Here is a 22,927-nt window from a genome sequence, read left to right on the forward strand (position 1 = left end):
ATCACAGAACGAGCAAAGCTAGATTACACAGCTTTGCCATCTGGAACGAATACATAACCCAAGCCCCACACCGTTTGGATATAACGAGGTTTACTTGGATCTTCTTCTACTAGACGACGCAAACGCGAAATCTGAACATCGATAGAACGTTCCATCGCTGAATACTCACGGCCACGCGCCATGTTCATCAGCTTATCGCGAGACATTGGCTCACGAGCGTTAGTGACCAGTGACTTAAGAACCGCAAATTCACCAGAGGTAAGAGGCATAGGCTCTTCACCGCGGAACATTTCACGTGTACCTAGGTTTAGGCGGAACTCACCAAACTCAACCACAGACTCTTCTGTGCTTGGCGCGCCCGGTGCTTCAATCACTTGGCGACGCATTACCGCTTTGATACGAGCAAGCAGTTCACGCGGGTTAAATGGTTTTGGCAGGTAATCATCAGCACCCACTTCCAAACCCACAATGCGATCCACTTCGTCACCCTTTGCGGTCAGCATCAGAATTGGTAGCGAGTTGTTTGCGTTTCTTAGACGACGGCAGATCGAAAGACCGTCTTCGCCCGGCAACATTAAATCCAATACCATCAAGTGAAAGTTTTCACGGGTTAACAGGCGGTCCATCTGCTCACTGTTTGCCACGCTACGCACTTGAAAGCCTTGCTCTGACAGATAGCGTTCTAGCAGTGCACGTAAACGAGCATCGTCATCGACCACTAAAATTTTGTAGTTTTCTTGCATGTAATGGTTCCACCTATTAAAGCTTAAACCTAAGGTTAAGCATTCTTGGTAAATTGTATATTGGTATAAGACATTAAAAATGTAACATTATTGAGGGAAAAGTCGCCTAAATAATTGTTAACGTATGTTGCCTTTCTATATATTCTATCTTAGATCATCATTTCATTAAGTCAGATTTATGAAAACCAAACTTATCACCCGCGAAGGTTATAACAAGCTCAAAGCAGAACATGACCACTTATGGCACGAGAAGCGTCCTGAAATCACCAAGATAGTCACTTGGGCTGCAAGCCTTGGAGATCGTTCAGAAAACGCAGATTACACCTTCAATAAGCGTTTGCTTCGTCAGATTGATCGCCGAGTGCGTTTCCTACGCAAATTCCTACCAGATGTCACTATCGTGGATTACTCGCCACAACAAGAAGGTAAGGTATTTTTCGGTGCTTGGGTCGAGATTGAGAATGATGATGGGGAAATTAAGAAGTTTCGCATTGTAGGTCCTGAAGAGATCTACGGCGATGCTAAAGGCTATATCTCTATAGATTCACCCATGGCTAGAGCTCTGCTCAAGAAAGAAGTGGATGACGAGTTTACGGTAACCACACCGGAAGGCGACAAAGAGTGGTTCATTAACTCTATTCGCTACGCAGACGACGAATAATCAAACCTAATAAACACTTAGCGATGAGCTGAGGGTTCAAGCAAACTCAAACACCAGATAAAAGAAAACCCCGCTAGGCTTTCGCCTGACGGGGTTAAGTCTCTATCGCAGCAATCCGGCTACTGTTTATCTCTTCGAGATAAGGTGCTCCCTGCATCTTTCCTTGATAGTGGCTAAATCCTTTAACCAATTTCCTTTTTGTTCATCGCCATCCTAGCGGTGTCCATTCTAGCCTGTCATCCTGACTGGCGAATCTCATCCAGAGATTATCACATCCTTGCTGACCACTAATCCTAAGTAATCAAATCTTCATCCTGAAGATACCTAGTCCATTAGGCTTTTTCCTGTTCCTGCCAACTCCCTGTCGACAAGTTAAATATTACGGTATTTGGGCGACTTTCCTAGACAGTCCCAAAAAACATTTCAGGTGAGAAATACACCCACAAACACACAAACAAATAAAATCAGTAACTTAGATTTATTTTAAGACGATTTCATCGATTTAAAGTGACTTAGTCGCACACCACGTGTGAGAGATCTCGCACAAAGTGGGTATCAGAAACGGAAATTGGACTTCTGACAGGATAATTACACAGTCAAAGCTAGAAAAAGCGTACGCTCACCCCCATGTATTTGTCATGATATTAAATAAGAGATTCATCGGATGAGCCAAGCTATCTGTCGACTGATTGCTGAAGAACTGAATGTTCGTTCAGAGCAAGTCACCGCCGCAGTAAACCTAATTGACGACGGTAATACCGTTCCCTTTATTGCCCGCTACCGTAAAGAAGTCACGGGTGGCTTAGACGATACCCAACTACGCAACCTTGATAGTCGCCTTTCATACCTTCGCGAACTAGACGATCGTCGCCAAACTATCCTGAAATCGATTCAAGACCAAGGCAAGCTCACGCCAGAACTGGAGCGTGATATCACTCAAGCCGACAGCAAGACGCGCCTTGAAGATTTATACCTGCCATACAAACCAAAGCGTCGTACCAAAGGTCAAATCGCAATCGAAGCAGGCTTAGAGCCACTTGCCGATACACTTTGGAATGAACCACAGCACGATCCTGAAACCGAAGCAGCTAACTTCATCAGCAGCGATAAAGGCATTGCTGATACTAAAGCCGCACTCGATGGGGCACGTGCAATCGTGATGGAGCGTATTGCAGAAGACGCAAACCTACTTGAAAAGATTCGCCAACATCTAACACGCAACTCTGAGCTCGTTTCACGTGTCGTGGCAGGTAAAGAGCAAGCTGGCGAAAAGTTCAAAGACTACTTCGAACACAACGAAACGCTAAACAAAGTGCCTTCTCACCGTGCCCTTGCCATGTTGCGCGGCCGTAATGAAGGCTTCTTAACGTTGGCAATGAATGCTGATCCTGAACAAGAAGAAGGTGTACGCGGTTCATACTGCGAAAACATCATCTCTGATCACTACGGTATTACCCTAAGCAGCGCACCTGCAGATGTATGGCGTAAGCAAGTGATTAGCTGGGCATGGCGTATCAAGGTTTCTATGCACATGGAAACTGAGTTGATGGGCGCGATGAAAGAACGCGGTGAAATCGAAGCGATTGAGGTGTTCGCAACCAACCTTAAAGACTTGTTGATGGCTGCGCCTGCTGGCCCTCGAGCAACTTTAGGCTTGGATCCGGGTTTACGTACCGGTTCAAAAATCGCCGTTGTAGATTCAACCGGTAAGGTTCTGGCAACAGAGACCATTTACCCTCACCCACCACAGAAGCAATACGACAAATCTGCGCACGTGGTTGAGCAGATGGTTCGCCAATACAATGTTGATTTGATTGCGATTGGTAATGGTACGGCTTCGCGCGAAACAGACAGCTTTGTGGCTGATGTGATTAAGCGTGGCAACCTAACAGCGCAGAAAATCATTGTTAGCGAAGCGGGCGCATCGATTTATTCTGCTTCTGAGCTAGCGGCAAAAGAATTCCCGAATATGGATGTCTCGATTCGTGGTGCGGTGTCTATTGCGCGTCGTCTACAAGATCCACTGGCAGAACTAGTGAAGATAGACCCTAAATCGATCGGTGTGGGCCAATACCAACACGACGTTAGCCAAACTATGCTCGCTAAGCGCCTAGATGCGATTGTCGAAGACTGTGTAAACGCGGTTGGTGTTGATGTGAATACCGCTTCTGCTGCGCTTCTAACCCGCGTAGCTGGTCTTTCTAGCACCATCGCTCAAAACATCGTCGACTTCCGTGATGAGAATGGTCGTTTCGAAGCGCGTACTACCTTGAAAAAAGTCGCTCGTTTAGGGCCAAAAGCCTTTGAACAGTGTGCTGGCTTCCTGCGTATCATGGATGGTAAGAACCCGCTAGATGCATCATCGGTTCACCCAGAAGCTTACCCATTGGTGAAAACCATCGCCGAGAAAAACCATAAAGACATCAAATCTCTGGTAGGTAACACAGACTTCTTACGTGGCTTACATGCGGTTGATTACACGAATGAAAATTTTGGTGTACCGACAGTAACCGACATCATCAAAGAGCTGGATAAACCGGGTCGAGATCCTCGTCCTGAGTTCAAGACGGCAACGTTCGCCGATGGCGTAAATAGCATGTCTGACTTAGAACCCGGTATGATCTTAGAAGGCGTGGTTTCAAACGTGGCTAACTTCGGTGCGTTCGTAGATATTGGTGTTCACCAAGACGGCTTGGTACACATTTCAGCACTGACCGATCGCTTTGTCTCTGACCCACGAGAAGTGGTGAAAGCGGGTGATATCGTGAAAGTGAAGGTGATGGAAGTGGATGTTCAGCGTAAACGTATTGCACTAAGCATGCGCATGAAAGATGAGCCTGGACAAGATAACCGCGCACAACGTTCAAGTGCACCTCGTACGCAAAGCCGACCAAATCAAAACTCACAAGGTGGACAGCGCCGTCGTGAGGAGCCGCAACAAAACGCTGCGATGGGCGGTGCTTTCGCAGCTGCCTTCGCTAAAGCGAAAAAGTAATCCGTTAGCTCGTCTGCAAAACGGATGTGCTTAAAACAGAAAACCTGCATCCCTTAGGGTATGCAGGTTTTTTTATTATGTGTTCAAAAAAGACATCGAAGCTTGGTTGTATTCTTCGTGCTTATACTCAAAATAATTGGAGTTGCAGCTAGGCAACAAGTAAGTTCATCCCTATGAGCATAGAGGTTCTATGTGATTAGGGTGAACTTACGCAGTTAACAACGCTGCAGCTTCAAGTATGAAGAGTATAACTATAATACGACTAACATCTCTGACGGAGCATGAGGCGCAACAGCATGACCATAATGATATTTTATGACCTTACGTCGTTTCTCCATCTGTCCCTCCTGAATCGCCGCATCTAAAACATGCTTTGGCAGGCGGAAACGCATGGTATAGCCCTTTCCTTGATCAGCACTGTATGTTCTCAGAGCCAATAAGCTGAACAGCCTGTCAAAAGGATCTTGTGGCTTTTCATGGCTAACCGAATTGGCCTCTGACTCGTTCTCCATTTCATAACCTGGATGGTCTGAAGGATCCCAAGCCGACTGCTGCCTTCGTTTATCGTCTGATTTTACCTTACGCTCTGCATTGGTTCTCGCCAATGCTACTGCGGGAGCAACAGGTTCTCGGACTCTATTATCACGCGCAACTTGCTCTGTTTGCACATTAACGGACGGGGCGATTAGTGGCACACTTACTGCAGTTGCAGGTGACACAATCATCGCGAACTCTCCTCAAGAATCGCCCATCACTGTTGCCATAACACTGTCGTACTGAGTCAGCACAACAGGCATAGCCCAACTTACCGCAATCAACTCATGAGAGAGTTAGGTCTGAGTATCATGCAATGCCTTGGTGTTATACCAATCGTAGTAAATAACTGCTCATCCTAGCTTGTTAAAATGCTCGATAACGGCGTTAGAATTTTTGACTGTAGAATAACTACTTATCAAAACTACTTGTCAAAAAAAAAGCAGCCTTGTTTTCAAGCCTTTTTCCTACGCTATTTTCGAACACTTACTTACTGTGATTAGTATTAGGTTATATATCGACCAATCCGGCAATAAATTTAGTGATTATTTTTGCGCGAAGCTAACTAGTTCACTGCAAAAGGCATCGGCTTCTGTCATAAACGGCGCATGTGAAGACTGCGTGAATATATATTGCTCGGTATGAGGCAGCGCTCTACCCAGATCTTTTGCTACCTTGATTGGCACCAATCCATCCAGTCGCCCGTATAAACGCAGCATAGGCACTGAAATCTCCGGCAGTTGTTCACGCAAGTCAACATCAGACAGCATCTTTAAGCCGGCCAATAAAGAATCAGGATTCGGAAGCGGACGAGACAGTACCGCTTGCTTGAGTTGTTTTACATCTTGCCTTGCAGAAGGGCTGCCCATGGCTTGCAGTGCCATAAAGCGTTCGATAGTGGTTTGGAAATCTTCAACCAGCTGTTCGGTAAATGCGCTTAATACGTTTGGCTGAATGCCTCGCCATAACACGGGTTCTTTTGCAGCGGCGAATTTAGGAGAACTGGCAACAGTCACCAATTTGCTTACGTAGTCTGAGTGATGCAAAGCCATGTGTGTTGCGACCAAGCCACCCAGTGACCAACCGACCCAAATAGCCTGCTTTGGAGCTTCGGCCAACAGTTGCTGAGCTATCTCTTCAAGATCTTGAGCGTGGCAATGCGCGCTGTGTCCATACCCAGGAAGGTCAACAACATGCACTCGAAAATCAGCTTCTAACGCATCAACGGTTTGTTGCCATACCGCACCGTTCATTCCCCAGCCGTGAACCAACACTAAATCAGGCCCTTGCCCAGAAACATGCCAATATAACGTGTCACTCATTCTCGATATTCCCTACTTTTTCCATCAGCGATAATCCGCGCTTTTCAGTATTGTGAGTAAAAGGAACACCATAACCCAAAAGCATCACGAGCTATGTTATCCGATTGGCTACAAAAACACACACCACGTCTTGTCACACCTCAATGCGACCTGTGTAAGCTAGATAAGTCGCACAGCGATACTCACCCTAGATGGTGTAATTATTGTCTCAAACTCTTTGATCCAGTTCCTCGCTGCCAACGATGTGGTTTAAAAACGCTGCTCACAGTAGAGCAGTGCGGGCAATGTTTATCACAGCCTCCACCTTGGCATCGTCTCTATTGTGTTGGGGACTACACCTTTCCAACAGCACGTTACATTCAGCAAATGAAGTACGCCGATAAGTTTTGGTTTGCACGCGATCTGTCAAAGCTATTAGCTTCACGTATCGAACATCCTGCTTCGATGATCACCAGTGTCCCTCTGCATTGGCGTCGATATATTCATCGTGGCTTTAATCAAAGTCAGCTGCTCGCTAATTACACAGCTCAAGAACTTGGCGTTAAAGATGAGGTGCTGTTCCGTCGAATTCGCTCAACAGCTTCTCAGCAAGGGCTAACTAAATCCGCGCGATTACACAATCTAAAGAGTGCTTTTACGCTTAGAAAACAAGACTTTCATGGAAATATCCCCTCTCACGTCGCGATAATTGATGATGTTGTAACCACCGGCAGTACTGTGTATCAATTATGCCAATTACTACTTGAAGTAGGTGTGAAAAGGATTGATATTTACTGCATCTGCCGCACTCCTGAGCCCTCTGGATAGAAGCTGTGAATCGCTACTTGTACAGCAATCCAACAAAAAAGGGCTGAATTACAAGTCTGACAGGAGTAGAATGGCGCTAATAACCTACAAATCTACTCAGGTATTCGTCGTGTCAAATATTACTATTACAGAAACAGCTCAAACTCACTTTGCCAATCTGCTGTCACAGCAGCCTGAAGGTACAAACATTCGTGTGTTCGTGGTAAACCCAGGCACACAAAACGCTGAGTGTGGTGTTTCTTATTGCCCAACAGATGCTATCGAAGCGTCTGATACAAAACTGTCTTTCGAAGCATTCTCTGCATACGTAGATGAGTTAAGCCTGCCGTTCCTAGACGAAGCTGAGATTGACTTCGTGACTGACAAAATGGGCTCTCAACTAACACTTAAAGCACCAAACGCAAAAATGCGTAAAGTATCAGACGACGCAACTCTGATAGAGCGTGTTGAGTATGCAATCCAAACCCAAGTGAACCCACAGCTTGCTGGCCACGGCGGTCACGTTAGCCTAGTAGAGATCACTGAAGAAGGTGCTGCTATCGTTGCATTCGGCGGTGGTTGTAACGGTTGTTCTATGGTTGATGTAACGCTAAAAGAAGGCATCGAGAAAGAACTTCTTCAACAATTCGAAGGTGAATTGACAGCCGTTCGTGATGCAACTGAACACGATCGCGGTGAACACTCTTACTACTAAGCACTTTACAACTAAGTGCTCATATAGTCTTAGCCAGTAGATAGTTAAAGATTCAATCAAAAGGTTGATGCGCAAGCATCAACCTTTTTTTGTGTTTAAAACAGCAGAAGCACTCCTCAACAGTATATTTCCCGTTCAATGCCAACAATAGTGAGGCGTTACCATTTGCAGTAAGGTATTCAAGTGATCGCAATCGGTTCCTGCTCCAATAATTCTAGGATATGAAAGCTCGGATCTAGGAACTCACCGTCATTTCCCCTATATTAGAATGACTTTATAAGAAAGAATTCCAATGAGTTAAGGAGTGAGCGCAATGACAAAAAGGACCAAACCAGAAATTTTGGCTCAGCAAACTGTCGCTCAATCAAAACTGTTCTCTATCGAGTCTCTCGATTTACGCTTTTCAAACGGTGAAGAGCGCACTTACGAACGTATGAAGCCCAGCGGCCGAAACGCAGTCATGATGGTTCCGATTACTGAACAAGGCGATATTCTGTTAGTGCGTGAATACGCTGCGGGTACAGAGCGCTATGAACTCGGCTTCCCAAAAGGTCTAATTGATCCAGGCGAACAACCAAATGAAGCCGCCGTTCGTGAACTAAAAGAAGAGATTGGCTTTGGTGCCAACAAGCTTACTCCTCTAAAAGAAGTGATCCTTGCACCCTCTTATTTCTCTAGCAAGATGACGCTGTTTATCGCAGAAGAGCTCTACCCAGAGAAACTAGAAGGTGATGAACCAGAGCCACTAGACATTGTGCGCTGGCCACTTACTCAAGCCGAAGAACTGTTAACGCATCTCGACTTCTGTGAGGCTCGCAGTATTACCGCCCTACTATTAGCCCTTCGCGTGTTAAACAATAATTAAAACAGTCAGAATCACTCGAAGAGTAAGAGAATATTTATGCCAATAACAAAAGATTTGTCTCACCTGCTGCCCTCTGTCATTGAGATTGCTCGCTCTGCTGGGCAACTGATCTTAGAGATCTACGAGAAAAAAGATTACGAAGAGTTTACCAAGAGTGATGATACGCCCGTCACTAGTGCTGATCTCGCCGCTCATAAACTGATCTCGAAAAAACTTAGCGAACTGACACCTGATATTCCGGTGTTATCGGAAGAAGCCGCTGATATCAGCCTAGAACAACGTTCTCAATGGGATCGCTACTGGTTGGTTGATCCGCTGGATGGTACGCAGGAGTTCATTGCAAGAAGTGGCGATTTCGCGACAATCATTGCCCTAATCGAACACAACAAGCCAGTAATGGGCGTCGTATACGCACCGGTTTCAGGTGTGAGTTATTACGCTTACAGTGGTAAAGGTGCATGGAAAATTCCAGACCTTAATGACAGCGTTAAAATCAAAACGCATCGTCACGAGCTGCCAAACCAATCGATCGCGATGGCAATCAGTCGCCGCCAAGACATCAATCGAATCACTAATCGTATGAGCTCTGCTTGGAACTACGACTTAGTTCCTCTTGGCTCTGCTGCGCTTAAGGCATGTTTAGTCGCAGAAGGTGCTGTGGACTGTTATCTACGTATTGGACCAACCGGAGAGTGGGATACCGCAGCAACCCAGTGCATTGTTGAAGAAGCTGGCGGACGAATCTTAAGTACCCAGTTAGAGCCGCTTTCGTACAATGAAAGAGAGACGCTTGAGAACCCGAACTTCATTGTGCTTGGTGATGCAGACTTACCGTGGGCAGAAATCTTACAAGGTAAAGACTAGGCTTGTTTGCTCTCCTTAACCGTCAGATATCCTCTAGATTCTCAGAACAAATAAAATGGGCACCTCAGTGAGGTGCCCATTTTTTTTATATTTCGTCGTTTAGTAACCCTTAGCTATTTAGCTAAAAACGGCCTTGATAAGTAAATTGGTATTTACCTTGGCTGTCAGGGTTGCCCAACCACTTAAGCTGACTCTGCATCGCAGGTGGGAATTCAGCGCCCGGCTTAAACCATGCAGCCGAGGTGTAGCTTTGATTTGGCGTTACGCTCGCAGAAAACTCACTATCAACTTGAGCACTTTTCTGATTACCTTTCGCTGAAACAGTGCTGTTTTCACAACTGATGTCAGCAATCACAGGGCCAAAATCTAACGAGCCAACCGGAGAATCAACCGCAGCACCTGACCAAGCAAGCGTACCTTCACCCGATTGGCACCAAGGTTGAGCATGAATCGCATGTTTGATAGTCAGTTCAACTTGTCCTGCAATAGACACTGGCACTGGGATAGCAGGCGCATACTTCATCACGTTACTAGCTGGCATTGATGCCACAAAGTTTTCCGCGTAAGCACCGCTCATGCTATACCCGACAAGCCCTTTACCAGATAAGTTCATGTCGCTGTTACGTCCAAAGCGAACCGCAAGTTCTGCTTTGGCTTGGAATAGCTTAGAGAACTGGAAGCCCCACTGCACTGAGCCGTAATTGACACGCTGCCACGCAATATTGTTAGCGCGACCTTGCCAAACCGTGCCCTCAACACCTTCAATGCTTAAACCACGTACAACGGGCGCATGTTTAAGAACAAAAGAAGCCGGCAAGTGCAGCAACAAACTTACCGAGAAAAAAACGATAAAGATGCTGCTAAATAACAAACCATACTTAAAAGATAAACCGCGTTTCACATTAACCTCATTTAAACTGTAGTCGGTTGACGTCAATAACCCCAAGGCTATCAGAGCGATCAATATCCATAAACTCAACCTCAACACCCTGCTTTTCTTTCAGGTATGTCAGCCAATCAACAAATTGATTAAATGGCAAAGGTTTAATCCACACTTGCAGCATCTCGCCACGTGGTTGCACTCGTATCAATTCAATCTTGAAGCGACGCATAGATGCGGGCACGGATTGATTCAGAGGCTGGCTAGCACTAATGCCACCATTGCCTCTTAGTTCAACCACCTCATTGGCTTTATTGGTAACCCAAGCCAGTAGTTGCTTTTCACTTTGAATGCGACTCTGTGCCAGTTCAGCTCGCTGACTGAGGGGCTGTATTAGCCCCCAATAAATGATACCTACTACCAATAAAATTGAGCAACCAACAACTAATCGTTGCTCTCTTTGACTTATTGAAGTCCACCACGCTTGGAGTGGTTCAATTGTATTTCTCATCACTGATCTCCTTGCGCAGTTACTGACGGGGTTTAAGGGTAAAACTGCCAAATACGGCATCGCCATTACGGTTCAATGGCCCTTGTTCAACGGAAAACTTCTCTTCAAGTTTTACTTTAGCCGTCTCAAAATGTTGAAAATCAGCGCTTTTAGCTTGTAATCGAACTTCAGAACGATTGCCATCATAGCGAATGCTTTCGACTTCGATCGATTTCACTTGTCCTAACGTTTCTGGCAGCAATGCTAACCAACCAAGTAAGGAGTCACCATCGCCTGAGCCGCCGTATTTCTTAGCTTCATCATTCATCTGACGCTTAAGGTAGCTTACTGTAGGAATTCGTTGTTTGCCTGGCAGAACGGCTCTAAAGATACGCTCACTCTCCATGCGATAGGCTTGTGCCTGTGCTTCGTATTGCTGCACCTTCAACACTTGTTGAGTCACAATCACGGCCACCAGCAAGCAAGCAGCAATCGCCACCTTCTGCCATACACGCCAATATTTACTGAAAGAAGATTTGGTTTTAAAGGTGCCCGTCAGTAAATTTACGCCGCTGGTGATCGCTTGTTGGCTCAATAAGGACATCACCAATTCCGCAGGCTTTGCTTGCCATTCCATACCGCTTTGCTGCTGTACATCGTCGCTCGGCATTGCGGTATAGCTGAAGATAGTCGTAGGTTGGTCTTCGTCGTCAGCCACAACCCAATCACTTTGCAAAAACATCGCTAACCATGCTTCGCTGATTGATACGGCTTGATAGTTACCTTGACGTTGAGAGTGACCTTGACGTAATAGCCAATGCTGGTCGATTTGCAATGCACTGATGCCTTGATCTTCAACAGGCACGGCTAGTGTATCTGGTAGCACCTTACGGAAAATAATATTGGCTTTGCGAAACTGGTCTAAAGCTTGTTTTAACCACTCGCGATCTACACCACACACAGTAGCGTGCGTTGCATCTTTATCTAAAATGGTTAGATGTAAGTCTTCGATATCTTGTGCCACTTCGTCTTCTAACAAAAATGGCAGCATAGAGTCGAACTGGCGAGCAGCACCTTTCGGAATTTCAACACGCTTAATTAAGCACTCATTTCCCGGCAATAAAGCGATACAGCTACGCTTTTCAGCGTAAGGCGTTAACTCATCAAGCTGATCCCAGCTAGACAGCTCACCACTTGCTATCACTTCTTGTTGGCTTGTCGACCAAACCAACCACTGCACTGGGCTTTGTGGCTCGCTACTCAGTCGAACGGTCAGAAACTCGCTCACGGATTCCTCCAAAACGACGGCGTACTACCGTCACTGTTTCTCTATTACTACTATAGAAAAGCGTTCGTATACGTACACGAGACTGCTCAACTAATACCTCTGCATCTAGCTCAAAATAGGCGCTATCTACAGTTAAATATGCTTTCGCTTGTTTGCTGACTTCTGCACTCACACCAACAATAGCAGGCTCAGCCATAAACGCATCCACCGAATCCCAGCCATCAAATGGGCGCTTGTCTATCAGCTGTTTGGCGTCCGATTCACTTAGACCGGGTGCAAACATTGCTTCCAGTAAAGATGCCTGCTTTTCCGAGATGGTATTCACGTTTAATCGGAAATCATCAGTGGGCAAAGCGCAAATAAATGGATGTACCTTTTCCATTGCCTCACCAGAGACCTGATAAACGGCTCGCAACTCTGATTCATCCGCTATTAAGCCATTCGCCGCCAAATAAGCTGGCTTCATCGCCTCATAAGTGCTGTCTTCTACACCCGTCGAAGAGGTGGCTCGAGTATCAGAGTCCAGAAATTCCCAACTTGAATTTGCGATAACCTCAGCCTGATAAGGCTCCACATCTTGGTTTTCCAGCAAGGTTTGCCAAACCTTCACTAAATAAGGGGTTTGGTTACTTGATGTCGTCGTAATCCCAGCGAGCGCATTAAGATTGAAACAAGCCTGCGCATCAACGATACGCCCTTTAACTTGGCCATAATCCAATGGGTATACCTGCTCTTCTAACGCCCATGGCTGGCTTAAGTTCACCGTATCACTATCTTTATAACTTTGCCTAATACCGTCTTGGACAAGCGCTTCTACACCAATGCTATACCAGTAAGCCTGTTGGTAATTCAGTTGATTGCCAACGCGCTTGAATTGCGTAAACAGACGCTCCGACATACTGCCAGCTATTATTGCCATGATCGCCAAAAGCATCAGAATAATGATCAGCGCGACACCACGCTGTTTACGACCCACAGCAGACCTTGTCAGTGCAGGCTTATTAGTTTGATGAATCATTATTCCCCTCATTACTGCCTGAAGAGTCACTATTTGCAGAATCATCGACCTGATCTAAGGCGCCACTTGGTGTGAAATAAACACGTTCTATCTCACCGTAATCTTTCAGTGTCAGCTTAAGTCTCACCGCTTTAGGCAGTGATTTATCGGTTTGCCACTCTTTGCCCCAGCGGCTTCCGTCATAAAACTCGAACTCCAGGTTCTCAACATCATCAAGCAGAGGAGTAATCACACCTTGTTGGCCGGCAGGTGTATCGGGGTAACGCCACCATACACGCTCAAGCGTTTCCTCTTTTATGCGGTAGCCTACTTTGGTGACTTCTCCGCGAGGGAACTGCTGCTGTGGGTTGTGCCAACCAAGGCGAGTAAACATAATGCCAACACTGTCGGAATCCAGTAAATACTCTTTCATTAGGATCAGCTTAGATGATGCTTCTTCACCATTGGTACGAAATTGTCGTACCGCCATCTGGCGAAAATCATTATCTAAAATGACTAAACTGCGTTGCAGTTGATTTAAACGAGCACTGCGCTCAATAGAGAGTTCATTGCTTCGTTGGACCTGATTTACCACCTGATAAGCCGCCATGCTTAACGTGGAAAAGATGGCAATCGAGACCAAAACTTCGATTAAAGTAAAGCCTCTCCCTTTTGAAGATAGACCTTGTTTACGAGGCTCTCGCTTATTGGCGGACATGCTCTCGCTTGGCGACTTGCTCTTAGCTAACGACACGCTTTTAATTGACCACATAACTGCGCACCGTGACCACTGGAGACGCTTTCTTACTGGTTGCTGCACTCACATCAAACGCCTTTAATAAATTATCGCTGGTATCGATGGGAGTCACCTTCCAGAACCACTCTCTTCCCGCTAACTCTTGCGTGCCCTGCGCTTTTTTAAGCTTCTCAGGATGCAGCATGACTAAGGCCATCTGGTTATCAACAACCATCGCCGCGAAGGTTTTTTCTTCTAAATAACTGAGGGTATTAATGTGTTGGGTGACAGCACGAATCACACTGATCGCCGCCGTAGCGAAGATAGCGAGCGCAACTAATACTTCAAGCAGAGTCATTCCTCGAGAACCAAAAGGCATACCACGAGAACGATAAGGAGAACGGTTACTCCTCTTCATCTTCTTCTCCCGGCTCTAGCAGTCGAATCACACCATTATCCAACACCCGAATACGCCAACCATCTTGTATGGTGTCTCCGGTATTTGGATAAAACGATAATACAAATGGCGTCATTTCAGCACTCGACAAGATGTATATCTGAGGTGGCTTGGGCTTTTTTTCCTCTTCAAGATCCGCAAACATATCTTCATCAAACAAGCTTCCGGGATTGAACAAACGATCATCGTCTTCCCATGCGCCACCACCTAAAGTCAGTGACAACGCGAGTTCTTCCGGTAATTCAGTTGAAGAGGGGATTTTTTCAAATTCGACTTCTTGCCAACCTTCTGACTTCAGAGCCATCAGAACGTAAGTCGATTTCTTTTCATCGACACGAACGCCAAAATCCAAGCCACTCAAAATAGCCTCTTCATTGAGTAATTGAACTCGTTGATAAAAACTTTGAGCGTATTTTTTTGCGACATCTTTGCTATTGGTCGGAATAGTCGCGATCACCGCGACCGCAGTTACTGACAGTAATACCAACACCAAAAGAATCTCAATCAAGGTGAAACCTGGCTGTGTTTGCTGAGTTTTCACCTTGTAGACTCCATCTGTTTACGTCCTACCATCAATAACGTATCAAGCTCAATAACTTATCAAACAATAAGCCGAAGCTTATTGGAAATCCTGCATGTTCCAGTTACCGATATCCGCAGCGATACCTTCACCGCCTTCTTGGCCGTCAGCACCAAGCGTAAAGATATCGATAGTACCGTTATCACCTGGGCTTAGGTATTGATACTCATTGCCCCATGGGTCGTTAGGCAGACGCTTAATGTAGCCACCGTCACGGTAGTTACGAGGCTCTGGACTGCTTGGCTTAGAAACCAATCCATCAAGGCCTTGATCCGTTGTTGGGTAAACACTGTTATCCAGTTTGTACATATCTAGCGCGTTCTCTAGCGCCACGATATCCGTGATGGCTTTCTGTTGATCCGCCTTCTCTTTGTTACCCAAAAGGTTAGGAACAACAAAGCTAGCTAAAACACCAAGAATAACCACAACAACCATCACTTCCAATAGAGTAAAGCCTGACTGTTTTTTCATTTTATTTTTCATTATTTTCTCCAAATTACAGATAGCGAGTTGAAGGTAATAATGCCCTTCTTCTCGATAATCCAAAAACTAACGTCTGATGAGCAGTACGTTATCCACTCATTAAATTGTTCATTTCAAGCATCGGCATCAGTGTCGCCATCACGATAAACAGCACCAAACCGGCCATCAACGCGATAAGCGCTGGGGTGAAAATGCCTAACGCGATATTGACCGTCGACTCAAAGCTTTGGTCTTGGTTGTCTGCCGCTCTTGTCAGCATCTGTTCCAACTGACCACTCTGCTCACCACTGGCAATCATATGCAGCATCATCGGTGGAAAGAGTTTGGTTTGATCCAACGCTTTACGTAGGCTTGCGCCTTCTCTAACACTGTCTGAAGCCTGTAATACTTGTTGTTTCACATGTTGATTCGACATCACATCAACCGCGACCTTCATCCCTTCAAGGATTGGAATCGCACTCGAGGTACAAATTGAGAGTGTTCGTGCAAAACGAGAGGTATTGATCCCTTTCGCAATCTTGCCGATCAGCGGAATACTTAATAGTTTGCGATCCCAGTTCATGCGAACACCCGGCTTTTTTAGCGCGGTCTTAATCAACACAATCACACCAATGATCAACAACAGTAATTGGATGCCCCAATTCTGGATAAATTCACTCGATGCCAATAAAAATTGTGTCGACTGAGGAAGCTCTTGGCCCATTTGGATAATAGGCTCGACGATCTTAGGTACCACGGTTGCCAACAGGAACGAAACAATCGTCACCGCAAACACCACCAGAACCACAGGGTAGATCATCGCTTGTAGCAGCTTAGAGCGCATCTTCTGACGATTTTCTGCGTAATCGGCCAGTCGCTCCAATACCGCATCTAAGTGACCAGACTTCTCACCCGCCGCAACCATGGCCCTAAACAGTTCATCGAAGATGTGTGGATAATCAGACAAGCTATCCGCTAGCGAATAACCTTCTGTCACTTTAGATCGGACTGCCAGTAACATAGTTCGAATACGTGGCTTTTCAGACTGCTCAGCTACCGCTTTCAAGCACTCTTCTAGCGGCATACCTGATTGAACGAGCGTGGATATTTGACGAGTAATCAACGCAAGATCTGGCGTACTGATACCACGCTTAAAGCTGGTCGAAGGCTGAGTACCTTTCGCATTTTTCGCCTTAGCTTCGGTCATCTCAACCGGCATTAAACCTTGTTCTTTTAAACGTTGGCGAGCCTGGCGAGCATTATCCGCTTCAATCGAACCCTTTTTGCTCTTACCTTTGGCATCCAGCGCTTTGTATTCAAATGCCGCCATACTAGACTTCCTTAGTCACTCGCATCACTTCTTCTAAGGACGTTACCCCTTTCAGAACTTTGCTCAAGCCATCATCTCGAATACTTGGGGTTGTGCCACGAATCGCTTTCTCAATTGCCTGTTCACCAGCTTCACTGTGAATCAGCTCTTGTACCGAATCGTCAATCATCAGTAGCTCATGAATACCGGTACGACCTCGATAACCTTTATGGCCACACTCTTCACAACCTTTTGCATGGTAAAGTGTGAGGCTCTCTTTCTTCTTCATACCAAACAGCTTTTTCTGTTCTTTATCTGCTTCGTAAGGTTCTTTACAGTCGTTACACAGAGTACGAACCAAGCGCTGAGCCAAAACACCCAGCAGAGAAGAAGAGATCAAGAAAGGTTCAATGCCCATATCACGCAGACGCGTGATCGCACCGATTGCCGTATTGGTGTGAAGAGTCGACATGACTAAGTGACCCGTCAAAGAGGCTTGAACAGCGATCTCAGCAGTCTCTAAATCACGGATCTCACCAATCATTACCACATCCGGGTCTTGACGAAGAATCGCACGTAAGCCGCGCGCAAAGGTCATATCAACCTTAGGGTTTACCTGTGTTTGACCAATACCATCAATATCAAATTCGATTGGATCTTCAACGGTAAGGATGTTGCGTTCGTTACTGTTGAGTTCTTGCAGGCCAGCGTACAAGGTCGTTGATTTACCCGAACCCGTAGGACCGGTAACCAAGATAATACCGTGTGGGCGCTGAATAAGTTTACGGAAGTTCTCGTGGTTCTCTGCCGTCATACCCAAACTGTGTAGATCTAGACGAGTGGCGTTTTTATCCAACAGACGCATTACCACACGTTCACCGTGTGAAGAAGGCATGGTAGATACACGCACATCAACCGCTCGGCCACCGATACGTAGAGAAATACGACCGTCTTGTGGCACGCGTTTTTCCGCAATATCCAGCTTAGCCATAACCTTGACACGCGAAACCAACAGCGGAGCCAACTTACGGCTTGGTGCTAATACATCGCGCAGCACACCATCAATACGGAAACGGATCGACAGTGACTTTTCGAAGGTTTCGATATGAATATCCGAAGCGCCTTCTTTAATCGCCTCACCCAACATCGCATTAATTAACTTGATGATCGGTGCGTCGTCTTCTGATTCAAGCAAGTCTTCGTCTTGTGGCAACTCTTCCGCTAACGAGAAAAAGTCGTCATTGTCGGCACCAATATCTTCCATTAACTGTCGAGCTTCCGACGAGTCACGCTGATACGCGTCCGTCAGTTTTTTATCAAATTCGTCTGCGCTGATCGCTTGTGGTGTGAAGCCATTTTTCACAACACGGCTCACTTCAATGATCGCCGCCGATTTCAGAGGTTCAACATAATAAAGCACCGGCGCGCGCTCCGGGTGCTGATATTCCAACACCATCTTGTAGCGATTCGCAAAGCTAAACGGCAAGCGCTGATAAGTACGTGCCGCCCCTACCAATTCAGCCATTATTCTGCTTCCATTTGATCGATGAAGGCTTGGATTTCAGCAGGATGATTCATGCTATCGCCAAACTTAGGAAGTACTGGAATATTATCGTTATCCATCAGTTTCAAGCCTTGCTCTGCCTTGTACAGTTGCTCAGCACGAATAAAGTTGTATTTGCGCTGCGTGATACCATCTGCAGTCATGCCATCACGAATAATGGTTGGCTTGATGAATACCATTAGGTTCTTTTTCTCAACCTGAGTACTGGTTGATTTGAACAGGTGTCCAAGGACAGGAATATCACCCAAGAATGGGACCTTAGACTCACTCTCCAATGCGCGCTCATCAATCAGGCCACCCAACACCAGCATTTGACCATCTTGAACAATCACTGACGTATTTAGCTGACGCTTAGCAAAACGAACATCTACTGCTCCGTTTGCCCCTAATACGTTCGATACTTCTTGTTCTATTTGCAGTTGAACCGAGTCACCTTCATTGATTTGCGGCACGACTTTTAGCTTAATACCCACTTCTTTACGTTCAACCGTTTGGAATGGATTATCGTTGCTTGAACCTGCTGTAGAACCGGTTAGAACGGGCACCTCTTCACCCACAATGAATGAAGCCTCGCCGTTATCCATTACCGTAATACTTGGAGAAGACAGAATGTTTGAGTTTGAATCGGTTGCTACCGCACTGATCAACGCTGTCCAGTCGCCCATAACCACACTCATTGCAGCACCATTAACGCCAGAAAGAGCAGATGCTAACGTTGAATAGTCACCCTTTTCTGTCGTGGTTTCATTACGTAGGAAATTATTATCCTTATCGTAAACCGCTTTAGTTGTTGTCGAGTCTTTTGCTTCTTCTAGACCCACCATCACACCGCCAATCGATGCACCGGTATTGCTGTACTGAATCATGGCACCCGTTTCTAGGTTGCCCCACTGCACACCCAGGTTAACGCCGTCACCTTCTGCCATTTCAACAATTAAGGCTTCAATCAAAACTTGAGCACGACGGATATCGAGTTGAGCGATCACGTCTTGCAGCGCGTTCATGATGTCTGGCTGTGCGGTAATCACCAACGAGTTAGTATCGCTGTGAGCCGAAATCATCACTTGGTTGCGCTGCGATGAACTGCCTTTGGTTGATGTTTGTTTCTCTGATTGCAGGTTGTCAGACACGCCTTTCAGCACATCGACTAAGTCTTCCGCTTTTGCGTATTTAAGGTAGATAACTTGGTTGTTACCCTTAGTCGCCATTTCAACATCAAGCTGTTCAATCAACTTTCTTAAACGACTGCGTACTTTAGGGTCGCCTGAGATAAGAATTGCATTGGTACGCTCATCGGCAACTAATTTAGGCTGCAGGAAGGCAGGGGTGTTTTTAGCATCTGTGGTTTTGCTTAACGCATCAACGATACGTACCATTTCTGCCGCAGAAGCATTCTTTAGTTCAACGACCTCAATCTCTTTATCACCCGCTTGGTCTACACGCTTGATGATCTCTGCTAAACGGTTTACAACCGCCGCACGGCCGGTAATCAAGATGATATTTGCAGGATCGTAGTGCACCACGTTGCCCGCGCCCGCGTTGTCATTCAGTTGACGAAGCAGAGGAGATAGCTCACGAACCGAGACATTACGAACCGTCACAACACGTGTCACAACGCTGTCGCCTGTGATCGAATCACGGTCGCCAACAACTGGGATTGCCGAGGTTTTAGAATCTTTCGCTTTGATGATCTTAAGAACACCCGAGTCCATTTCAACGACTGCATAGCCGTACACTTCTAATACGTTTAAGAAGAAGCTGTAATATTGCTCTTCATTGAGTACGTCGTAGCTGCGTACATCGATTTTTCCGCGCACCGAAGGGTCGACGATGATCGTCTTCTCTAGATTACGACCAACAATATTAATAAACTCTTGAATATCAGTGCCTTTAAAGCTGGCACTAAAATCACTCGCGATGGCGGCGGGTGTGCAGATTAAGCTTCCTGCCAATAACCATGCACTTTTCTTAAACCAATGCTTCACGTACTTCTCCTACACTTTCGTCCTTCGTTAGACGCAAAGTTTTAAAATTCAATAAACACTTCATGTTGTTGACCATCTCTCTCGACGACGAGATTTAGCTCTGTCAGCTCTGAGATAGAACGGAATATGTTGCCCATAGCAGCGGGGTCTGTCAGGTCTTGCCCATTTAACTGAGTCGCGATATCTCCGTTTTGGAGCCCTACTGAGTTAAAAAGTTCTGAATCTTTGCCTGGACTCACTCGATAACCAATCACTTTATCGTCGCGCTTGACCTGGGACAGTCGAACATATTGGAAGATTTGTTGCGGATCTTTCATTATCTTCGCTTTAATTTCATCTAGCTTTTGCTCTGCTGAAGCAGGGTTATTACCACGAACCGAAGAAGAAGCGCGAGGTGGCGCAGGGGCTGAGACAGCTAAACGCTTGTACTCAATACCTTCAAGCATCAAGGTTTCGTCTCGACCTGAGTTATCAATAATCACACGATCGACTAATACGGCTTTAAGCTTAGCTCTAGTGCCTTCTATCTCTTCATTAATTCCGTATGTTGCCTGCGTACCGCGATTGGCAATCACCGCTAAGCTCCGCTTTGAATTAGAACTGGCGACTGCACCTACCAAAACTAGATTTAATCGTGTCTTTGGTGCATCTTGGATAACTTGCTGCTCAACCACAACAGGCGTGGTTGGGTTATAGGCACCAAAAAGGTTGCTCCGCTGCAAAGAAGAGATATCAAGGGTCGATTGAGGAGTAGAAGACGATGAAGCTGTTGCTTTCCAAGGCACGACGGTTTGCTCAGCAGGTTCAATAAACCATGCAAGCTGTCCTAAAATCCATGCGGAAGCTGCAATCAACATACAACACATCGCTAGGCTTAGTTTCTGCTGAAGTACAAATCCATTTTCTAATAAGCGGCTCAACACAGGAGAATTTCCTGCGCGATTCTTGAGCTCTAAAAAGTTCACTTTCCTTGCCCCTTTTCATGACGACAAATGCTGCAAATCATTAAACTTTCAGCTTTTTTATTCATTCGTTCGATACCAAGCTTATTTAAGCATAAGATCCTGAACTATATCATAGCAAATCTATAAAGCGGCATTACATGGCTATTTTGTATTATGACTTGAAAAAAATGCCAACCGCCTCCACTTTAAGCTTCTACTTAATGTAATTAAAAGCATGTTGCGCACTGTTCATTACAGTTAAACCGCATTCATTTCTCACTTAATAAGGCACTGCCCTATATGAAAACTACTAATGAAGCTGTCAGACTCGATAAATGGTTGTGGGCAGCTCGTTTTTACAAAACCCGGTCTATTGCTCGCAATATGGTCGATGGTGGCAAAGTCCACTATAATGGTCAGCGCAGCAAGCCAAGTAAAATTGTCGAACTTGGAGCAGTGATTACCCTGCGCCAAGGTAATGAAGAAAAGACGGTGACAATCGAGAAAATCTCGGCCCATCGTGGTGGAGCTCCTATAGCTCAAACCCTCTATAAAGAAACCACCGAGAGCTTGGCAAAGAGAGAAGAGTTTGCAACACAACGCAAACTGAACGCTCATAGCCCAGCACCAGAACGTCGCCCAGATAAAAAGCAACGTCGTGACATCATCAAGTTCAAGACTCAATAAGCTAGAAGGAATAGCCAAATGGCCAACCCAATGTCTACAAGTAATGTTTTAAATCGCTACCTATTTGAAGACCTATCAGTTCGTGGTGAATTGGTACAGATGGACGAAGCGTACCAACAGATTATTTCTAGCAAGGAATACCCAGCGCCAGTACAAAAGCTGTTGGGTGAGCTACTGGTTTCAACGACGCTACTAACAGCGACTCTAAAGTTTGAAGGCTCTATCACGATGCAACTGCAAGGTGATGGCCCTGTATCTCTAGCTGTTATCAATGGCGATAACGATCAGAAGATCCGTGGCGTTGCTCGCTTTGATGGTGACATTGCCGACGACGCTGGCCTGCACGATCTAATAGGTAAAGGTCACCTAGTGATCACTATCGATCCTAAGAAAGGTGAGCGTTACCAAGGTATCGTTGGTCTTGAAGGTGACACTTTAGCTGAAGTCCTTGAAGGTTACTTCGCAAACTCTGAACAGCTAAAGACACGTCTATGGTTGCGCACTGGTGAGCATGAAGGTAAAGCACACGCTGCTGGTATGTTGCTACAAGTGATGCCAGACGGCACTGGTACGCCAGACGACTTCGAGCACCTAGAGCAGCTAACTGACACAGTTAAAAATGAAGAGCTATTCACTCTAGAAGCAAACGAACTGCTTTACCGTTTGTACAACCAAGAGAAAGTACAACTGTTCACACCACAACCGGTTGAATTCTTCTGTGGTTGTTCACGTGACCGAAGCGGTGCCGCTATCATTACTGTCGCTCAAGAAGAGATCTACGACATCCTTAGCACTGAAGGCAGCGTTGCTCTACACTGCGATTACTGTGGCACAAACTACTCGTTCGACAAGAATGATGTTGATGCTCTGTATGCAGAAGCGGCAGATAAAGGCAGCAATACGGTTCATTAATTTACGGCGTACCAAAAACACGTAATTTACCCCAAAAAGGTCAGCACTACGCTGGCCTTTTTTGTGATCAAAATATCGCAAACTCCGTAACATCTCGTAATAAAATCACCTCTTAATTTTAATCAATTAATAATGTTCTCTCCTCTAGCGC

Annotated in this window: 23 protein-coding genes; 8 read left to right on the forward strand and 15 right to left on the reverse strand. The window is 45.8% G+C overall.

What is annotated here, in order from left to right:
• Positions 1-23 precede the first annotated feature (23 nt).
• Positions 24-743, reverse strand: a complete 720-nt coding sequence (ompR, locus tag AB4180_RS06390) for a two-component system response regulator OmpR (protein WP_009848007.1) — start codon at positions 741-743, stop codon at positions 24-26.
• A 178-nt stretch (positions 744-921) separates the two neighbouring features.
• Here ompR and greB point away from each other — a divergent pair, with 178 nt between their 5' ends.
• Positions 922-1,404 carry a transcription elongation factor GreB gene (greB, locus tag AB4180_RS06395; RefSeq protein WP_012603019.1) on the forward strand — a complete coding sequence of 161 codons (483 nt, stop codon included), beginning with the start codon at positions 922-924 and terminating at the stop codon, positions 1,402-1,404.
• 664 nt (positions 1,405-2,068) lie between these two features.
• Positions 2,069-4,399, forward strand: a complete 2,331-nt coding sequence (locus AB4180_RS06400) for a Tex family protein (protein ID WP_102249010.1) — start codon at positions 2,069-2,071, stop codon at positions 4,397-4,399.
• Between the two features lie 251 nt (positions 4,400-4,650).
• On the opposite strand, the gene AB4180_RS06405 is transcribed toward AB4180_RS06400, so the two are convergent.
• Together AB4180_RS06405 and bioH are read right to left on the reverse strand one after the other, a co-directional pair.
• On the reverse strand, positions 4,651-5,124 hold the full coding sequence (locus AB4180_RS06405; RefSeq protein ID WP_009848010.1) for a hypothetical protein: 474 nt from the start codon (positions 5,122-5,124) through the stop codon (positions 4,651-4,653).
• 354 nt (positions 5,125-5,478) lie between these two features.
• Positions 5,479-6,255 (reverse strand): pimeloyl-ACP methyl ester esterase BioH, encoded by a 777-nt coding sequence (bioH, locus tag AB4180_RS06410; RefSeq protein WP_102249011.1) that lies wholly within the window; start codon positions 6,253-6,255, stop codon positions 5,479-5,481.
• Between the two features lie 93 nt (positions 6,256-6,348).
• Between bioH and AB4180_RS06415 the strand changes: the two genes are divergently transcribed.
• The 4 genes from AB4180_RS06415 (at position 6,349) to cysQ (ending at position 9,485) form a co-directional block, all read left to right on the forward strand.
• Positions 6,349-7,062, forward strand: a complete 714-nt coding sequence (locus AB4180_RS06415; RefSeq protein ID WP_012603014.1) for a ComF family protein — start codon at positions 6,349-6,351, stop codon at positions 7,060-7,062.
• Positions 7,063-7,171: 109 nt separating this feature from the next.
• Positions 7,172-7,756, forward strand: a complete 585-nt coding sequence (gene nfuA / locus AB4180_RS06420; RefSeq protein ID WP_009848013.1) for a Fe-S biogenesis protein NfuA — start codon at positions 7,172-7,174, stop codon at positions 7,754-7,756.
• Between the two features lie 313 nt (positions 7,757-8,069).
• Positions 8,070-8,621 (forward strand): ADP compounds hydrolase NudE, encoded by a 552-nt coding sequence (gene nudE / locus AB4180_RS06425; RefSeq protein WP_029224088.1) that lies wholly within the window; start codon positions 8,070-8,072, stop codon positions 8,619-8,621.
• Between the two features lie 36 nt (positions 8,622-8,657).
• Positions 8,658-9,485, forward strand: a complete 828-nt coding sequence (gene cysQ, locus AB4180_RS06430) for a 3'(2'),5'-bisphosphate nucleotidase CysQ (RefSeq protein WP_009848015.1) — start codon at positions 8,658-8,660, stop codon at positions 9,483-9,485.
• A gap of 121 nt (positions 9,486-9,606) precedes the next feature.
• Here cysQ and AB4180_RS06435 read toward each other — a convergent pair whose 3' ends face one another.
• From AB4180_RS06435 to gspC, 12 genes are all read right to left on the reverse strand, one after another.
• Entirely contained in the window at positions 9,607-10,386 is a 780-nt protein-coding gene (locus AB4180_RS06435; protein ID WP_102249012.1) for a type II secretion system protein N, read from the reverse strand.
• Between the two features lie 7 nt (positions 10,387-10,393).
• The gene (locus AB4180_RS06440) at positions 10,394-10,876 is read right to left on the reverse strand and encodes a type II secretion system protein M (RefSeq protein ID WP_102249013.1); all 483 of its coding nucleotides are present in this window, start codon (positions 10,874-10,876) and stop codon (positions 10,394-10,396) included.
• Positions 10,877-10,895: 19 nt separating this feature from the next.
• Positions 10,896-12,143: a type II secretion system protein GspL gene (gene gspL / locus AB4180_RS06445; RefSeq protein ID WP_102249014.1), complete on the reverse strand. Its 1,248-nt coding sequence runs from the start codon at positions 12,141-12,143 to the stop codon at positions 10,896-10,898.
• Positions 12,112-13,161, reverse strand: a complete 1,050-nt coding sequence (gene gspK, locus AB4180_RS06450) for a type II secretion system minor pseudopilin GspK (RefSeq protein ID WP_102249015.1) — start codon at positions 13,159-13,161, stop codon at positions 12,112-12,114. Before gspK ends, gspL begins: the two co-directional genes overlap by 32 nt.
• A complete protein-coding gene (gene gspJ, locus AB4180_RS06455) occupies positions 13,145-13,912 on the reverse strand; it encodes a type II secretion system minor pseudopilin GspJ (protein WP_102249016.1) in 768 nt (255 codons plus the stop codon). The genes gspK and gspJ overlap by 17 nt, the downstream gene beginning before the upstream one ends.
• Positions 13,899-14,294: a type II secretion system minor pseudopilin GspI gene (gene gspI, locus AB4180_RS06460; protein ID WP_102249017.1), complete on the reverse strand. Its 396-nt coding sequence runs from the start codon at positions 14,292-14,294 to the stop codon at positions 13,899-13,901. Before gspI ends, gspJ begins: the two co-directional genes overlap by 14 nt.
• A complete protein-coding gene (gene gspH / locus AB4180_RS06465) occupies positions 14,281-14,874 on the reverse strand; it encodes a type II secretion system minor pseudopilin GspH (protein WP_017099561.1) in 594 nt (197 codons plus the stop codon). Before gspH ends, gspI begins: the two co-directional genes overlap by 14 nt.
• A gap of 78 nt (positions 14,875-14,952) precedes the next feature.
• Positions 14,953-15,396: a type II secretion system major pseudopilin GspG gene (gene gspG / locus AB4180_RS06470; protein ID WP_009848023.1), complete on the reverse strand. Its 444-nt coding sequence runs from the start codon at positions 15,394-15,396 to the stop codon at positions 14,953-14,955.
• A gap of 88 nt (positions 15,397-15,484) precedes the next feature.
• Positions 15,485-16,705, reverse strand: coding sequence for a type II secretion system inner membrane protein GspF (gene gspF, locus AB4180_RS06475; RefSeq protein WP_017099562.1), 1,221 nt, complete (start codon positions 16,703-16,705; stop codon positions 15,485-15,487).
• 1 nt (position 16,706) lies between these two features.
• Positions 16,707-18,209: a type II secretion system ATPase GspE gene (gspE, locus tag AB4180_RS06480; protein WP_009848025.1), complete on the reverse strand. Its 1,503-nt coding sequence runs from the start codon at positions 18,207-18,209 to the stop codon at positions 16,707-16,709.
• Positions 18,209-20,233: a type II secretion system secretin GspD gene (gene gspD, locus AB4180_RS06485; RefSeq protein WP_009848026.1), complete on the reverse strand. Its 2,025-nt coding sequence runs from the start codon at positions 20,231-20,233 to the stop codon at positions 18,209-18,211. The genes gspE and gspD overlap by 1 nt, the downstream gene beginning before the upstream one ends.
• 41 nt (positions 20,234-20,274) lie before the next feature.
• Positions 20,275-21,198: a type II secretion system protein GspC gene (gene gspC / locus AB4180_RS06490; protein WP_102249018.1), complete on the reverse strand. Its 924-nt coding sequence runs from the start codon at positions 21,196-21,198 to the stop codon at positions 20,275-20,277.
• A 279-nt stretch (positions 21,199-21,477) separates the two neighbouring features.
• On the opposite strand from gspC, the gene hslR reads away from it, so the two are divergent.
• Complete coding sequence (hslR, locus tag AB4180_RS06495; protein WP_102249019.1) at positions 21,478-21,864, forward strand: ribosome-associated heat shock protein Hsp15; 387 nt, start codon at positions 21,478-21,480, stop codon at positions 21,862-21,864.
• A gap of 18 nt (positions 21,865-21,882) precedes the next feature.
• A complete protein-coding gene (gene hslO, locus AB4180_RS06500) occupies positions 21,883-22,776 on the forward strand; it encodes an Hsp33 family molecular chaperone HslO (RefSeq protein WP_009848029.1) in 894 nt (297 codons plus the stop codon).
• Positions 22,777-22,927 lie beyond the last annotated feature (151 nt).

The organism is Vibrio sp. 10N.286.49.C3, from assembly GCF_041469545.1.
Taxonomy (GTDB): domain Bacteria; phylum Pseudomonadota; class Gammaproteobacteria; order Enterobacterales; family Vibrionaceae; genus Vibrio; species Vibrio tasmaniensis_A.

Coding starts and splice junctions, on each gene's coding strand:
- gspG (WP_009848023.1), bottom strand. CDS start 15,396: ATGAAAAATAAAATGAAAAAACAGTCAGGCTTTACTCTATTGGAAGTG.
- AB4180_RS06405 (WP_009848010.1), bottom strand. CDS start 5,124: ATGATTGTGTCACCTGCAACTGCAGTAAGTGTGCCACTAATCGCCCCG.
- hslR (WP_102249019.1), top strand. CDS start 21,478: ATGAAAACTACTAATGAAGCTGTCAGACTCGATAAATGGTTGTGGGCA.
- gspI (WP_102249017.1), bottom strand. CDS start 14,294: ATGAAGAGGAGTAACCGTTCTCCTTATCGTTCTCGTGGTATGCCTTTT.
- gspK (WP_102249015.1), bottom strand. CDS start 13,161: ATGATTCATCAAACTAATAAGCCTGCACTGACAAGGTCTGCTGTGGGT.
- gspJ (WP_102249016.1), bottom strand. CDS start 13,912: ATGTGGTCAATTAAAAGCGTGTCGTTAGCTAAGAGCAAGTCGCCAAGC.
- AB4180_RS06415 (WP_012603014.1), top strand. CDS start 6,349: ATGTTATCCGATTGGCTACAAAAACACACACCACGTCTTGTCACACCT.
- gspE (WP_009848025.1), bottom strand. CDS start 18,209: ATGGCTGAATTGGTAGGGGCGGCACGTACTTATCAGCGCTTGCCGTTT.
- nudE (WP_029224088.1), top strand. CDS start 8,070: ATGACAAAAAGGACCAAACCAGAAATTTTGGCTCAGCAAACTGTCGCT.
- AB4180_RS06400 (WP_102249010.1), top strand. CDS start 2,069: ATGAGCCAAGCTATCTGTCGACTGATTGCTGAAGAACTGAATGTTCGT.
- AB4180_RS06440 (WP_102249013.1), bottom strand. CDS start 10,876: ATGAGAAATACAATTGAACCACTCCAAGCGTGGTGGACTTCAATAAGT.
- ompR (WP_009848007.1), bottom strand. CDS start 743: ATGCAAGAAAACTACAAAATTTTAGTGGTCGATGACGATGCTCGTTTA.
- cysQ (WP_009848015.1), top strand. CDS start 8,658: ATGCCAATAACAAAAGATTTGTCTCACCTGCTGCCCTCTGTCATTGAG.
- hslO (WP_009848029.1), top strand. CDS start 21,883: ATGGCCAACCCAATGTCTACAAGTAATGTTTTAAATCGCTACCTATTT.
- greB (WP_012603019.1), top strand. CDS start 922: ATGAAAACCAAACTTATCACCCGCGAAGGTTATAACAAGCTCAAAGCA.
- gspF (WP_017099562.1), bottom strand. CDS start 16,705: ATGGCGGCATTTGAATACAAAGCGCTGGATGCCAAAGGTAAGAGCAAA.
- bioH (WP_102249011.1), bottom strand. CDS start 6,255: ATGAGTGACACGTTATATTGGCATGTTTCTGGGCAAGGGCCTGATTTA.